Source organism: Gammaproteobacteria bacterium (genome assembly GCA_014075255.1).
Classification (GTDB): domain Bacteria; phylum Pseudomonadota; class Gammaproteobacteria; order UBA4575; family UBA4575; genus JABDMD01.
The window spans coordinates 638,645-652,192 of record CP046178.1 but is presented as its reverse complement, the minus strand read 5'-3'; the positions used below and the strand labels follow the sequence as shown (position 1 = coordinate 652,192).

The following is a 13,548-nucleotide window of genomic DNA, read 5'->3' as shown; positions in this document are numbered from 1 at the left end:
TACGATATGGCCAAAGATAGTAAAGACGTTACAGTAATGTTTGTTGATATAGCGGGTAGTACTCGCTTATACCAAGAATATGGTGACACATTAGCTCAAGACAGCATTGCTCGCTGTTTGATTCGAATGTCTGAAATTATTAAACGTCATAAAGGCACGGTTGTGAAATTCATAGGTGACGAAATTCTATGTTATCTATCTGATCCTGAATTAGCCTTTCAAGCTGCTTTTAAGCTACAAGAAACAGCAAAAGAAACTGTTGATCCAAATGGTGTGCGTTTAGCATTAAGGATAGGTATGCACTACGGCTCTGCCATTGTCGAAGCTACGGATATGTTTGGAGATTCAGTTAACGTTACTGCAGCTATGCGGGATATCGCTAAAGGTGGACAAATAATAGCAACTGATGCGATTGTTAAGCATATACCTCCTGAAATTGCTCACTTTACGCGCCGTTACGATACTTCGCGAATAAAAGGTCGCCAAGAACAAACTATTATCTATGAAGTCATGTGGGAAGGTGAAGCTTCAACGCAAATACTTTCTGGAACAACTTCATTAGAAAATATGAAGTCCTCTAAACTGCAATTGTCTTTTCAAGACAGTGAAATAGCATTGCTTGCTAATATGCCTGCCTTAACTATTGGTCGTGATTTAAACTGCGGTATTGTTATTGAGGGTAATTTGGTATCCAGACAACATGCTATTGTTGAATATCGACGTGGTAAGTTTTTAATTAGAGACCAAAGCACTAATGGTACATATGTGCTAACCGAAGATGGTCGCAGCATCTACTTACGTCGAGAAGAATTTCCGCTATGGGGAGAAGGAAGAATAAGCTTAGGCAAAACCATTCTCGATAACAGTGATCCTGATCTTATCCAATTCAATTCGCTTTAAAGCAATATAATCATCTGTACAATATAGAGCTTTCTAATATGAAAGCTTGAATACCTTTAAATTTATCTATTTATATGAAAGTACGTACACGTTTTGCACCTAGTCCTACTGGGTATTTGCATATTGGAGGGGCACGCACGGCACTCTTTAACTGGTTATATGCTCGTAAGCACAAAGGTGAGTATGTGCTTAGGATCGAAGACACAGACAAAGAACGCTCTAAAAGTGAGTTTACTGAAGATATATTTTCCAGCTTATCTTGGTTAGGTATTAACTCAGACATTGAGCCCGTTTATCAATCTAAGCGTTCTGACAAATATCAAGCAGTCATCCAAAAATTACTCGAAGAGAATAATGCGTACCGCTGTTATTGTTCGAAAGAAAGATTAGGCGCATTACGTGAAGAACAAATTAGCAAAAAACTCAAACCACGCTATGATGGAAAGTGTCGTGATTTAAATCAAAGCTTACAGTCATCTGAATCATCAGTGGTTCGACTCAAAAATCCCTTGCTGGGAAATGTGCAAATAAATGATGAAATTCGTGGAAAAGTTATCGTACAGAATAGTGAGTTAGATGATTTAATTCTAGCCCGGTCTGATGGTTCTCCTACCTATCATTTAACGGTTGTAGTAGATGATTTTGATTTGAATATCACACACGTTATCCGAGGAGATGATCATTTAAATAATACTTTTAGGCAACACAATATATTTTTAGCATTAGGTAAAGAACCTCCTATTTATGCGCATATTCCCTTAATACACGGAACTGATGGAAAACGTCTCTCAAAAAGACATGGAGCTGTTTCTGTTAATCAATATCGTGAAGAAGGTATTCTTGCAACGGGTTTGCTAAATTATTTAGTCCGACTTGGTTGGTCACATGGAGATCAAGAGCTATTCTCAGTAAAAGAAATGATAGAACATTTTGATCTAGCTTCAATTCAACAGTCTGCAGCAACCTTTGATGATGATAAGTTGCAATGGGTTAATCAACAACATATGAAGAATATATCTGGGTCTGATCTCGGTAATATATTAGATGAATACTTTACTGGCCATGGTTACAAGTATGATGGCCAACCAGATTTATATCGTTTATATGATGCAATGAAAGATAGAAGTAAAACCTTGCAAGAGCTTTGTCATAACAGTCAATTTTTATACCAAGATATTGAGCTGTATAATGAAAAAGCTGCTAAGAAAAATTTCACTCAAGATAAAGTTGAGGTGTTAACAACTTTGAAAACTCAATTATCCAATATTGATAATTGGACAGCAGATAATATCCATGCAGAAATTAAGTCTACTGCTGAAGCTATGAATTTAAAAATGGGTGAAGTGGCACCGCCATTACGGTTAGCGGTTACAGGCGGCGCTGATTCACCATCAATTGATTTAACATTAGAACTATTGGGCGAAAAAAAGACTACACAACGTATCGATCGGGCGATTGGATATATTGTGAGTACGATATAGATTATTAACGATATTTGGGGCTATAGCTCAGCTGGGAGAGCGCTTGCGTGGCACGCAAGAGGTCGGCGGTTCGATCCCGCCTAGCTCCACCAAATTTTCCATAAATAAAGTGGAATTTGGCTATAATACTCGTATGCCAGCTAATCCTATCATTAACGATCGACGTAATAAGCCTGAAAGAAGGAATAATGTAGCGGTTAGTCAATTTCCTGTTATCACAACACAAGGGTCATGCATTAGAAAAGACAGACGCTGCTTACCCGAACGTAGAATTTCAAAAATAATTGTTAAAGAATGGCAGATTAAAGATTCAATATTTGAGACTATATTTTCTACTAATGAATCAAATGAAAGGGAAAAATAACTATTTATTTATTTAGATTCCCTAGATTCCCTAGATGCCTAGATGCCTAGCTGGCCTTGATGAATTAGTTTTACGCTTTCCTCATTAATTTTCTTACCAATCAATTGTATAGTTTGCAAAACATTATCCGGAGTACTCGCATTCTTAGTTAGTGTCAAATCTGCATTGTATACGCCGTTACTGGATATATTGATCACGCCATTCAAATCTAATTCACCATTCTGGTTATTTAAATAAACTTGAAAACCATTTTCAAGAGGTGAAAATTCACTACTGACATCGCCTAAATTTAAAGGTAATAGGCCTAATATACTAGTATTTGAGGTATTTAAAATGCCATCAGCATTATTTGGAATACCATTTTTAATATCTAACTTATCAAACTTTGCATCGAATTGACCATGAATAGTTAAACCTAAACGCTCGAAGTAGGGGCTTAATAAGGATAACTCACCTACAAGATCGATATCTTTTGTGTAAACAGATGATCCAGCATAGGTTGTTTCAAATTCACCTTTTATATTATTCGAATTAATGGATACATCTGCTTGAACCTTTCCTGTAAGCAAGCTAAGTGGGTTAGATAACCATTTAGTATTTTGTATACTGACTTTATCTATAACAATATTTTGTGCATTACCATTTAGTAAAGTGCCACTCAGTCCTGCTGTAGAAATATTGCTAGGCAAAAACTTTTCAGCAATAGAAGCAGGTGCAAAGTAGGCGACAGCACCAATAAATATAACTAAGCCTAATAATAATTTTATGATTATTTTCATAATTATTATCTGATTAAAGTTACTTTTCCGGTTATTTTTCCAACCTGGTCTGAGCGATTGAGTGACGCATCTGAAACTTCTATATTATTTCTTCTTTCGAGTTCACCTAAGAGCACAATAAGATAATCAAAGGCCATATCTTCTAACCAGATTTGAACACTGTCTTCACCCTTAGGTTCTATTCTAGTGATGGCAGGGCGTATACCCATATTCTTGGCGCCAGTATCTACAATTGCAAGTAATGAACGTCCATCGTTAGCTTGATTAAACATATTTGGATTAATACGTTTTAAATGATCTACTTCTTGTTTTTTCTGACTCATCCAAGCTACGGTTTCATGCTTAGCTTCTACGCGTTTTTGTTTGTCATCACGGCTAGATGCAATAGGGGTCCAAATAGCTAGGTATAGTATTGCTATAGCTACTAATACAGCTGCGATAAATACCATATAGCGTTCGCGTGACTGAAGTGCTTCCCACCAATCTTTCATTTAGGATCTCCTTTAGCTATAACGAGTTTTGCTTCGACTATGTTGCCTTGTGTATTGGCTGACTGTATATCGGTTGAATAATGTTTACTTTTCAGAGATTGTTTAACGCTATCGAGTACTTGCACATCAGGAGACTTAACTTGCATATTTAATTTACCTTCCCGATAATTCATTGTATCGATATCGACTTTCCCTGCTTGTTTCATAGATTCACCACTCATAGCAAGTAGCTCCATAAAACTAGCATTTGAGCTAGCACTGGTCAGATCCATAAAGTTTTTCAAACGAGCTTCCATTTTTGTACGCGCACTATCTGCAGATACATTTTGTATATCAGGGAAGGTTTGTTTCATGATCTGTACTATTTGAGTATCAAGTCGTTTTTCTTGTTTGCTGAGACGCGCATGATCAAGAAACACTGATATAAACGATAATACAATCCAAGCTCCAAATAACATAGCTGCCACTTTCCATGGGCCTACTTGACGATGTTTTTTGTCTTTGTTCTTATAGCTGGATTGCAATAAATTAATGCATTCATCTTCATCCAAGCCATCAGCAAATAAGCCAGGAGGGCAATCGTCTAATTCATTAGTGCTAATCGGCAAGTTAAGCTTTTTAACGCCTGTTTGCTGGTCATCACAACAATACACATTAAGTTCAGCAGGGGTTTCTTCTGCCTGGCGTAGAGAGGTAGTAAGCATTTGTTGAAGATTATGCAAATCGATAGTGAAGCCTTGATGCTTTGCTGTACGGACAAGTGCTCGATCATTTTCAATCAGAATGGTCCAAGTACCTTCTCTGAAAGGTAGCCCAAACATATCTGCTGTTAACAAATCTGGATATATACCTGCTTCAGAAAGTGCATCTAAAACAGCGTCTAAAGTGTGTTTATCGATAACTGCAACAGGAAAATCATTTTCACCATATCGATTACCTAAAGCAAAATGCAAACTGTCTACATCATCCGCTAGCTCATCCTCCAGCGCGTAGGGAACAGCTTTTTGTAAATGTTTTTGCTTGCGTGCTCGAGTGTTTACACTGGTAAGCAACATTTTTTCAAGTGGTAATAATACAATTACGTTTGCATTTTGTGTAACAGAAGAAACCTGTTCCAGTCGTGCTTCTGCACCTCTTGTGATAGGAACACCTTCTTCATCTAACTTAATCCATTTAACAAAGTGAGGATCTTCTGTATCTATATTTTGAAGTAAATCACTTTGTATGTATATGATTACGGTTTCTTCCATCTTGTTTTCTCTTTTAGTTCTCTATTTAGAGTTTTTGACTTCGTTTAACCACTTTTAAATTATTACCACCAACGCGGTGAATCATGCTAACCATTTTTACTTGACTATTGCCAATCAAACATTTTGTATTCAGTAAAAAATAGTTACTTGCAACGCCAACTGTGCCATCGTTAATATCAGCCGTGTAACCTTTTTGAGTAAGAATAGTTACGAAGTCATTAGGCTGTTTAAACGGCTTTTTTTCACGTTCTTTTACTATATCTTTACCCACGCTCTGCTCCGGCGGGATATTTTCTCCCAAACTCTCTAATACATTTGCAGAAGCAGTATTGAGATTTAAAATCGTATCACTGGGTAATGCAGTGATATGAGGAAGTAACTTATTATAAATTTTCTCATCAATTCCATGCACTAAGCGCAATTCTGAAATATCTTTCATAGGTTGATCAGCAGGTAAGTATGCGTACTCCAATTTTTTGTAAACATCACGTTCTGCTCCATCAGAACCTGTAAAGTCTCGGTCTGGATCAATCCAATCTTGAATTGCACCAACAAGCCCAACATTAATCTCTAAGGATGCAAATAAACGTTCAAAGCGTTTGTACATTACAGGATTGGGTTTGCCTCCTGTCATTAACTTATTAACATTTAATTTACCTTGCACGTCTTCTAATTTACCCTCGATAAGACCACCTGGTAGAGGGAAAACTAGAGGATCACCATCATTCCACCAAGCTTCATCATGCCCATCATAACCACCGCTATCTTTTAGGTCTCTAGCTAGAATGGCCATGGCCCATTCTTCAGCACCTTTTGCATAAGACCATGCTTGACCACTATTGAATGCAGTAACAGTTCGACGAAAGTTCAATTGGTAGTTTTCTGCAATAGACACCGATGCAACCACTGCGAGCGCGACAATTAACACTGCTGTAATAAGAGCAACTCCTGACTGTTTCTTTTTAGATTTAAAGTTCATACTTTGTATCATTTAGGAAGTTTCAGGAGCGACAAAGAGACGCTTAATTTCATCCATGTTTTCCATCTTAATGGTTAGTTCCAATGCTCGTGGCATACCATATTGTTGAATAGAGGATGCTTGTTGAACCGAACCGCTATTTAGTGGCGGCCAAGTGGTTTGCCATTGATTAACTTGATCTCGATAACGAAGTTTTATCGCCTCAACGCCTTCTAACAAGTCTGTGGTAAAATAATCTTCTGCAATGGCACCATCTAATTGCCCCCATGTGTGGCGTTTAAGAGTATTTTCATCCAACTCATAAGAAACACGCTGCATTTTGCTTCGTACAAGATTGGCAGGGTTACGCCAGCCTGCATGGGTAAAACTAAATACTTTATCTTCATTTCCAACGAACGCGGGCTGCATATCATGGTATTGATTTCTGACCGAGCGATTGATCATTTGGTTTATATCTTTCTCAAAATATCTAAATGTGAGCTGTAAGCCCTTCAGTTGGTTAGAAGAGTTTTGTAATTGACTCTGTCCTTTTAAGACATAATTCATCCCACCGTATGCCATGATGGAAACAAAACCAAATATAAATGTTGCGATCACCACTTCGATCAAGGTAAATCCTGATGAATTGTTTATTTTATGTGACATAAAATTCAACTTACCTTGGATTAAAAAGTAACGTGATTAACGTTGCATAATTCTGAGCAGATTTATCTTTATTTTTACGCACGGTAACTTCTATGCGATTTGTGTCTGGATCTTCTGTTCCTTCTATTTTTCGGGTCCAGTGCCATGTTAATCCAGCTAATGTTTCTTCACCATCAGAAAAACCTTTTTTTGGGCTTCCTGAGGTAAGCTCAATCTCTGCTAATTGATTTTGCGCCACCCAATAAGCAAAAGTTTTATCTCTTAAATGAATCGTGTTAGAAGTGGTAGTGGTAACGGTTTTAATTACAGCAGCCATACCTAATGCAACAATTGCAAGTGCCACCATAACTTCTAGCAATGTAAAACCTTTAAAGTGGTTCATAGTGCTCATGAGTTAATTAACGGCCTCAATTTCATATTTTCCGTTCTCTGCCATTTTCATTTTATAACTATGATCAATTTTATCGGTAAGATTAAGCTCAAACGGACTTATTGATCCATCAGAAAGAATAAAAACATGCGGTGTAATCTCCTTTAATTTAGCGGCAGCAAAGGTAACCTTAATGCCTTCAAGGTAGAGTTCATATTCCAAACCGTCGGGTAGGCTGCGTTTGGTTAAAATTCTATCGCCTTCTATGGCTTGCCATGCTGATTTTTCTTTATTGTCTTTATCGAAAACGGTTACCAATTTATAAAATGTGTAGCTATCTTTTGTGAATAACAGCCCTAATTCTTCAGAATTAAACATTGCTTGTTCTTGAGTTAGTTCAATCAGCGCAGCTAATTGGCGAGACTTATGTGACATTCGTTCAGCCTGATTATCACCAAATGCCCACGTTACGGCCAACGTGGATATGCCAATAATAACGATAACGACTAATAACTCTAAAAGAGAAAAACCTGCATTAATCTTAGCTACAGGTGATTGCTTAGCATATGGGTATGATTTGTATATCATTGATTAGCTAAGCTCCAAGTTAAGTATGGGTACTACCTTAAATCCGCAGTTGATAAGTCTTTATTATTTTCTTCTCCGCCGACTTTCCCGTCAGCACCATAAGTGAATAAGTCAAAATCGCTGCCACTGGTGCCAGGGTTGGCATATTGATATTCGCTGCCCCAAGGATCTAAAGGCATTCTTGGAATGTACCCACCTTTCTTCCAGTTTTTGGCTTCCGGGCTTCCTGTTGGTTTGGTAATTAAAGCTTGTATGCCTTGATCAGTAGTAGGGTAGTTAAAGTTATCTAATCGATAGAGATTCAATGAAGACTCTAATGCGCGTAGATCGCTTAAAGCTCTATTAAGACGTGCTTTTTCCACTTGTCCAAATATGTTTGGTGCAATTACAGCAGCTAATAAACCAATGATGACCACAACCACAATGATTTCAATCAGAGTGAAACCCTTCATGTTGTGATTTTTAATTCTCTTAACGTTGTTCATATTTTAGTAATAACTCTCTCTATTAATTAACTCGCTGATTATTAAGGGTAAATATGTGTAAATTGTATCAATAACTAAGGTGCCTGCTATCAAGTTAAGTTTACTATTGGTCATACATTACGGATGATTGGTATAGATTTGTAATTAGCACTCATAAATCTATAAACACTTTAAAACACATATAGTTACCGTAACTAGTTAATGAACAACAGTCGTTATAAATTGTCTATTGTCCTACCAACTGATTCAAGTTGAAAATTGGCATCAAAACGGCCATTACAATTCCTAATACCATGATACCCATGAAGACAATAATGAGTGGTTCTAATAGCTTTAGGGTGGTGTTGATAACGGTATTTAGTTCTCGCTCTTGTTGAGATGCCGCACGATCTAGCATTTCTTCTAAATTTCCACTTTGCTCACCACTGGCAATTAAGTGCAACGTCATCGGTGGAAAGTGACCGGAACGTTCTAATGAGGAATGAATCGTTGCACCTTCACTGATGCTCACCGCGGCTTCTTGTACGGCTTGGCGCATTGGCCGATTCATAATTACTTCTGCTGCAATTCGCAACGAATCCAATACTGGCACACCTGATGCAGTCAAAATGCTTAAGGTTCTAGAAAATCTAGCCGTGTTCATGCCACGGGTTAATTTGCCTACAATTGGTAGGCGAAGGTAAATCTTTTGCACTTTCGCTCTAAAGGCTTCTGTACGCATTGCACGTTGAAATAAAACTAGCCCTATAATGATGGCAATTAAAATATATATTCCATAGGACACCAAGAAGTTACTAAGCGAAATTAGCATTTGAGTAAGTATTGGCAACTCTTGGCTAAGATCTTCAAATATTCCAACTATTTTAGGTACAACTACGACAACTAAAAGCACAACTACCGCAATTGCAATAAGTAATAAAGCAATAGGGTATACAAGCGCACCTATAACACTTTGTTGTGTTTCTTGTTTAGTCTCAGTGTAATCCGCAAGACGGTCTAGTACCGCATCAAGATGACCCGACTTTTCACCTGCAGCGATTGTTGCACGATACATTTCAGGAAAATCAGAAGGAAATTCACTCATTGCTTTTTCAAGTGGAAAACCCTCAGACACACGTGATCTAACACCCATAATGGTGCGTTTCACACGCGGTTTTTCTGTGTGATTGCCAATGGTGCGTAAGGCTTCTTCTAAAGGTGTGCCGGAACGTACAAGAGTAGATAATTGACGAGTAAATAGCGCTAAATCAGTTGAATTAAATCTACGTGCGAACACACTACCAAGAGATGACTTGTCTTTGCGCTCTTTTACTTGGTTAATAGCGAGAGGATCAAAACCTTTAGAACGCAACTGTTGTCGTGCAGCACGAGGACTATCACCTTCAATAACACCGCGTTTCTCGCGGCCAGAGGTGTCTAAAGCAGTATATTCAAATGCAGGCATAATCTGGCTCGAGGTTTAGTATTCAACATCTTCTTTGGTCACGCGCATGACTTCTTCAAGTGTAGTTACTCCCTCAAGCACTAGGCGAATACCATCCTGTCGAATGCTAGCCGTGTGTTGGTGTGCGTATTTTTCTAATTGTTGTTCTGCACCTATATCGTGAATCATGCCCCGCATGGTTTCATCAATCGTAATAAGTTCGTATATTCCTGTTCTACCAGAATACCCAGTGTTATTACATGCACCACATGAGCCTGGTGAATAGATGGTAGGTGGGGCACTTAAATCTTTTCCAATTTGCACATTCTTTATCTGATCAAATTCAACCGAACTAGCAGTATGTGAAGTTCTGCATTCATCGCAAAGTACTCTAACGAGTCGTTGTGCAAGTACTGCTACTAAACTAGAAGATAGTAAAAATGGTTCAACTCCCATATCGCGCATACGCGTCATCGCGCCCACTGCGGTATTAGTATGTAGAGTAGAGAAAACCATATGACCCGTTAAACTAGCTTGCACAGCAATAGAGGCGGTTTCTAAATCACGTATCTCACCCACCATCACAACGTCTGGATCTTGGCGAAGAATTGCACGCAACCCACGCGCGAAAGTCATATCGACTTTACCATTAACTTGGGTTTGTCCAATACCATCAATGAAATATTCGATAGGATCTTCAACGGTAAGAATATTACGTTTCTTATCGTTAATTTCGCTTAATGCAGCATACAAGGTTGTGGTTTTACCTGAACCAGTAGGACCTGTAACTAAAACGATGCCATGAGGTTTTTCAATGGCTTGCTTAACCCTGTTATGAAGGTCTGTAGGTAGACCTAAATGTTCTAAATCAAGTCGGCCTGCCTGTTTGTCTAATAAACGCAAAACAACACGCTCACCATGCCCAGAGGGAAGGGTAGATACACGTACATCCACAGGACGTCCTGCAATTCGTAATGAAATACGTCCATCTTGCGGTAAGCGTTTTTCCGCAATATCTAAAGCAGCCATTACTTTTATTCGCGAAACAACCAATGCACCAAGGTTGCGAGGTGGTTGTAACACTTCGCGTAAAACTCCATCTACACGCATACGAACAGAGAGTCTAGACTCAAAAGTTTCTATATGAATATCCGATGCACCTTCTTTTACGGCTTGAGTAAGCAAGGCATTAATTAAACGAATTATTGGAGCGTCATCGTCAGCATCCATTAAGTCTTGAGGTTCAGGCAATGCTTCTGCAAGGCTAGCTAAATCAAGATCATCCTCAAAGCCTTCCATTAAAGCTAAAGTGCCTGTTGCACTATCATCATAGAGCTGAGTTAATAATTCATCAAACTCATCTTCGGATAGGGTGCGAATATTTAGAGGTTTACCTACAAAGCGACGTGCTTCTGCAAGTGATGGAGGCTTTACATCTGGGCGTTGAAAAATCATCACACGCCCGTTAATTTCATTACCAATTAGAATGCCGTGCCGTTTTGCAAAACTAAATGGCGGTCTGCGGATCTCTCGTGGTGCTAGTGACGGTTGAGCTTTTTCTGTTTCCATATAATTAATTGCTCTTTCACTATTCCAAGATGATTACGTCAGAATCGGTTGATATCGATATATTCTCAGTTTGAATTTCTTCAGCAGGAATTACATCTGTTTGTATATTCTCGAGTTGGATATCATTTGACACTTCGATAGCAGTGGTTTCAACACCAGGTGATTGTTGTAACAGCTGGTCTACGGAAACAGGTGAGGATGAGCTTGCAGAACTACCGCCAGGAACTTGCGTAACGAGTTCATCGAGATCAGGTAATAACTTAGCACCTTCTTTGATTAAACCACGTTCATTAATCTCGTATTCAATTTGCTTAGCTCTTAAAAAGCTATATTTAGAATTTGTTGTGTAACTGCTTGTTGCTGCGTCACGAATAATCACTGGGTGAATAAACACCATTAAATTTTGTTTGTCATTTGTTGTAGAAGTTGCTTTAAACAAATGCCCTAACAAAGGGATATCACCTAATAATGGGACCTTTTGTACGCTGTCTCTAAACGAATCTTCGATCAAACCACCTAATACAATAGTTTGCTGATCTTTTGCTAACACACTAGTGCTAATTGAACGCTTATTGGTAATGAGGTCGCTTGCAACTGCAGAAGCAGAGATAGAAGATGATTCTGTTTCTATATCCAACTTAACACTATCACCTTCATTAATTTGTGGTGTTATTCTTAAAGTAATACCAACATCTTCACGCTCAATGGTTTGGAATGGGTTCACGGCTGAATCGGTTCCTGAACCTGTATTAGTAAACTGCCCAGTAATAAATGGTACGTTCTGAGCTACTACAATTTCTGCTTCTTCATTATCAAGCGTCATTAATTGTGGAGTAGATAAAATATTAGTAGCCGTATCACCCTCAAGCGCTCGCACTAGAGCAGCAAAACGATCTTTACCACTTAACTTTGCTGCACCAACAAACGCACCACTGGTAATTGCACTGATGGCACTGCCAGCATCACCGAGCACACCTGTAAGATCAATTCCACTATTCGGTAAAAGGGTTCCAAAAGCAGGTGTGGTACCAGAAGATCGATCGGTTGGCACATAAGCAAATTCAACGCCTAAATCTTTAGCTAGATTAGTTGACACTTCAGCAATTACGGCTTCAACCAATACTTGCGCGCGTCGCACATCAAGCTGATTGATAATTCTTCTTAAACTATCAAACTTTGCGGGTGAAGCAGTAATTATTAAAGCATTGGTAGTTTCATCTGCTTGGATATCTACATCTTGAGAATTTGCTGAAGCTGCCGTTCCGTTGGCACCGCCTTGTTGACCTTCAGCTTCAAATTGAGAAACACCAAGTAGAATAGGTGCAAGCTCAGAAGCTTTGGCATATTTCAAAAATACAACTTGTGCGTTACCTCCACCTTGGAGAGGAGTATCTAAATGGGCGATAAGTCCGCGAATACGTAAACGCGCGGCATTATCACCAGAAAGTAAAATACTGTTTGAACGTTCATCAGCTGCGAGGGTAGTGCCACCAGGTACTTGTCCTTGTGCATCTTGGCGGCTCATAGAATTAATTATTCTTACAACCTCTGCAGCAGATGCATGTTGCAAAGGCACAACTTCTATTTCTTGACTATCCGGCCGGTCGATACGATTAATTATTGAAATTAATCTTTGAATATTTGCTGCTCGGTCAGAAACAACTAATACATTGCTATTTGGATACGCTGCTAGGTGTCCTTGTTGTGGTACAAGTGGACGTAAAATTGGAACCATTTGTGCGGCAGGAACATGTTTGATAGGCACTACACGCGTAACAAGCTCGTCACCAGTTGCTTTGCTACTCTCGCTGCCCGTTGCAACAGGTCCTTGTTTAGCATTTACATCGGGTAGAATTTTAATAATCTCACCAACTTGCACAGCTGCATAACCATGAACTTGCAAGACAGAAAGAAATACTTGATATACCTCTTCACGATTCATTGACCGTGCAGAAACCACTGTAACTTTAGCTTTAACACGTGGATCGACAACGAAATTACGCCCTGTAGCTTCCGCAACAGTTTCTATAAAAGAACGAATATCCGCATCTTTAAGATTTAACGTCACTCCTGTTTCAGCCAATACGACGTTAAAAGTAGACACAAAAAGCATTGCACAAGCGCAAAAGGCTTTAAAAGTCTGATTCAAGTTAAACTTATTTTTCATATAGTTATGTAGCTTATACAATGTAAATATTGATTTTTTCAGCTTATCAGGATATCG

14 protein-coding genes and 1 tRNA gene are annotated in these 13,548 nt (G+C 38.7%); 4 read left to right on the top strand and 11 right to left on the bottom strand.

Annotation, left to right across the window (positions count from 1 at the left end):
* Nucleotides 1–6 precede the first annotated feature (6 nt).
* The 4 genes from GKR92_03315 (at nucleotide 7) to GKR92_03300 (ending at nucleotide 2,745) form a co-directional block, all read left to right on the top strand.
* Nucleotides 7–900: an FHA domain-containing protein gene (locus tag GKR92_03315; GenBank protein ID QMU60771.1), complete on the top strand. Its 894-nt coding sequence runs from the start codon at nucleotides 7–9 to the stop codon at nucleotides 898–900.
* A gap of 74 nt (nucleotides 901–974) precedes the next feature.
* A complete protein-coding gene (gltX, locus tag GKR92_03310; protein ID QMU60770.1) occupies nucleotides 975–2,381 on the top strand; it encodes a glutamate--tRNA ligase in 1,407 nt (468 codons plus the stop codon).
* A 16-nt stretch (nucleotides 2,382–2,397) separates the two neighbouring features.
* Nucleotides 2,398–2,473 (top strand) — tRNA-Ala (locus tag GKR92_03305).
* A gap of 41 nt (nucleotides 2,474–2,514) precedes the next feature.
* Nucleotides 2,515–2,745, top strand: coding sequence for a hypothetical protein (locus tag GKR92_03300; GenBank protein ID QMU60769.1), 231 nt, complete (start codon nucleotides 2,515–2,517; stop codon nucleotides 2,743–2,745).
* Nucleotides 2,746–2,783: 38 nt separating this feature from the next.
* Here GKR92_03300 and GKR92_03295 read toward each other — a convergent pair whose 3' ends face one another.
* From GKR92_03295 to gspD, 11 genes are all read right to left on the bottom strand, one after another.
* Nucleotides 2,784–3,524: a hypothetical protein gene (locus GKR92_03295; GenBank protein ID QMU60768.1), complete on the bottom strand. Its 741-nt coding sequence runs from the start codon at nucleotides 3,522–3,524 to the stop codon at nucleotides 2,784–2,786.
* Nucleotides 3,525–3,529: 5 nt separating this feature from the next.
* Nucleotides 3,530–4,015: a hypothetical protein gene (locus tag GKR92_03290; protein QMU60767.1), complete on the bottom strand. Its 486-nt coding sequence runs from the start codon at nucleotides 4,013–4,015 to the stop codon at nucleotides 3,530–3,532.
* Nucleotides 4,012–5,265, bottom strand: a complete 1,254-nt coding sequence (locus tag GKR92_03285; GenBank protein QMU60766.1) for a hypothetical protein — start codon at nucleotides 5,263–5,265, stop codon at nucleotides 4,012–4,014. Before GKR92_03285 ends, GKR92_03290 begins: the two co-directional genes overlap by 4 nt.
* Nucleotides 5,266–5,290: 25 nt before the next feature.
* The gene (locus tag GKR92_03280; GenBank protein ID QMU60765.1) at nucleotides 5,291–6,256 is read right to left on the bottom strand and encodes a hypothetical protein; all 966 of its coding nucleotides are present in this window, start codon (nucleotides 6,254–6,256) and stop codon (nucleotides 5,291–5,293) included.
* Nucleotides 6,257–6,889, bottom strand: coding sequence for a type II secretion system protein GspJ (gene gspJ / locus GKR92_03275; protein QMU60764.1), 633 nt, complete (start codon nucleotides 6,887–6,889; stop codon nucleotides 6,257–6,259). It lies immediately after the preceding gene.
* A 10-nt stretch (nucleotides 6,890–6,899) separates the two neighbouring features.
* On the bottom strand, nucleotides 6,900–7,280 hold the full coding sequence (gene gspI, locus GKR92_03270; GenBank protein QMU60763.1) for a type II secretion system protein GspI: 381 nt from the start codon (nucleotides 7,278–7,280) through the stop codon (nucleotides 6,900–6,902).
* A gap of 3 nt (nucleotides 7,281–7,283) precedes the next feature.
* On the bottom strand, nucleotides 7,284–7,847 hold the full coding sequence (gene gspH, locus GKR92_03265) for a type II secretion system protein GspH (GenBank protein QMU60762.1): 564 nt from the start codon (nucleotides 7,845–7,847) through the stop codon (nucleotides 7,284–7,286).
* A 32-nt stretch (nucleotides 7,848–7,879) separates the two neighbouring features.
* Nucleotides 7,880–8,332 (bottom strand): type II secretion system protein GspG, encoded by a 453-nt coding sequence (gene gspG, locus GKR92_03260; GenBank protein QMU60761.1) that lies wholly within the window; start codon nucleotides 8,330–8,332, stop codon nucleotides 7,880–7,882.
* Between the two features lie 226 nt (nucleotides 8,333–8,558).
* A complete protein-coding gene (gene gspF / locus GKR92_03255) occupies nucleotides 8,559–9,776 on the bottom strand; it encodes a type II secretion system protein GspF (protein QMU60760.1) in 1,218 nt (405 codons plus the stop codon).
* A 15-nt stretch (nucleotides 9,777–9,791) separates the two neighbouring features.
* The gene (gene gspE / locus GKR92_03250) at nucleotides 9,792–11,324 is read right to left on the bottom strand and encodes a type II secretion system protein GspE (protein ID QMU60759.1); all 1,533 of its coding nucleotides are present in this window, start codon (nucleotides 11,322–11,324) and stop codon (nucleotides 9,792–9,794) included.
* 19 nt (nucleotides 11,325–11,343) lie between these two features.
* Nucleotides 11,344–13,491: a type II secretion system protein GspD gene (gene gspD, locus GKR92_03245; GenBank protein ID QMU60758.1), complete on the bottom strand. Its 2,148-nt coding sequence runs from the start codon at nucleotides 13,489–13,491 to the stop codon at nucleotides 11,344–11,346.
* Between the last annotated feature and the right edge of the window lie 57 nt (nucleotides 13,492–13,548).

Excerpts from the sequence above, each read along its gene's own strand:
- gspJ (QMU60764.1), bottom strand. The coding sequence starts at position 6,889 with ATGTCACATAAAATAAACAATTCATCAGGATTTACCTTGATCGAAGTG.
- gspF (QMU60760.1), bottom strand. The coding sequence starts at position 9,776 with ATGCCTGCATTTGAATATACTGCTTTAGACACCTCTGGCCGCGAGAAA.
- gspI (QMU60763.1), bottom strand. The coding sequence starts at position 7,280 with ATGAGCACTATGAACCACTTTAAAGGTTTTACATTGCTAGAAGTTATG.
- GKR92_03300 (QMU60769.1), top strand. The coding sequence starts at position 2,515 with ATGCCAGCTAATCCTATCATTAACGATCGACGTAATAAGCCTGAAAGA.
- GKR92_03285 (QMU60766.1), bottom strand. The coding sequence starts at position 5,265 with ATGGAAGAAACCGTAATCATATACATACAAAGTGATTTACTTCAAAAT.
- gltX (QMU60770.1), top strand. The coding sequence starts at position 975 with ATGAAAGTACGTACACGTTTTGCACCTAGTCCTACTGGGTATTTGCAT.
- GKR92_03290 (QMU60767.1), bottom strand. The coding sequence starts at position 4,015 with ATGAAAGATTGGTGGGAAGCACTTCAGTCACGCGAACGCTATATGGTA.
- gspD (QMU60758.1), bottom strand. The coding sequence starts at position 13,491 with ATGAAAAATAAGTTTAACTTGAATCAGACTTTTAAAGCCTTTTGCGCT.
- gspE (QMU60759.1), bottom strand. The coding sequence starts at position 11,324 with ATGGAAACAGAAAAAGCTCAACCGTCACTAGCACCACGAGAGATCCGC.
- GKR92_03315 (QMU60771.1), top strand. The coding sequence starts at position 7 with ATGGCCAAAGATAGTAAAGACGTTACAGTAATGTTTGTTGATATAGCG.
- GKR92_03295 (QMU60768.1), bottom strand. The coding sequence starts at position 3,524 with ATGAAAATAATCATAAAATTATTATTAGGCTTAGTTATATTTATTGGT.
- gspG (QMU60761.1), bottom strand. The coding sequence starts at position 8,332 with ATGAACAACGTTAAGAGAATTAAAAATCACAACATGAAGGGTTTCACT.
- GKR92_03280 (QMU60765.1), bottom strand. The coding sequence starts at position 6,256 with ATGATACAAAGTATGAACTTTAAATCTAAAAAGAAACAGTCAGGAGTT.
- gspH (QMU60762.1), bottom strand. The coding sequence starts at position 7,847 with ATGATATACAAATCATACCCATATGCTAAGCAATCACCTGTAGCTAAG.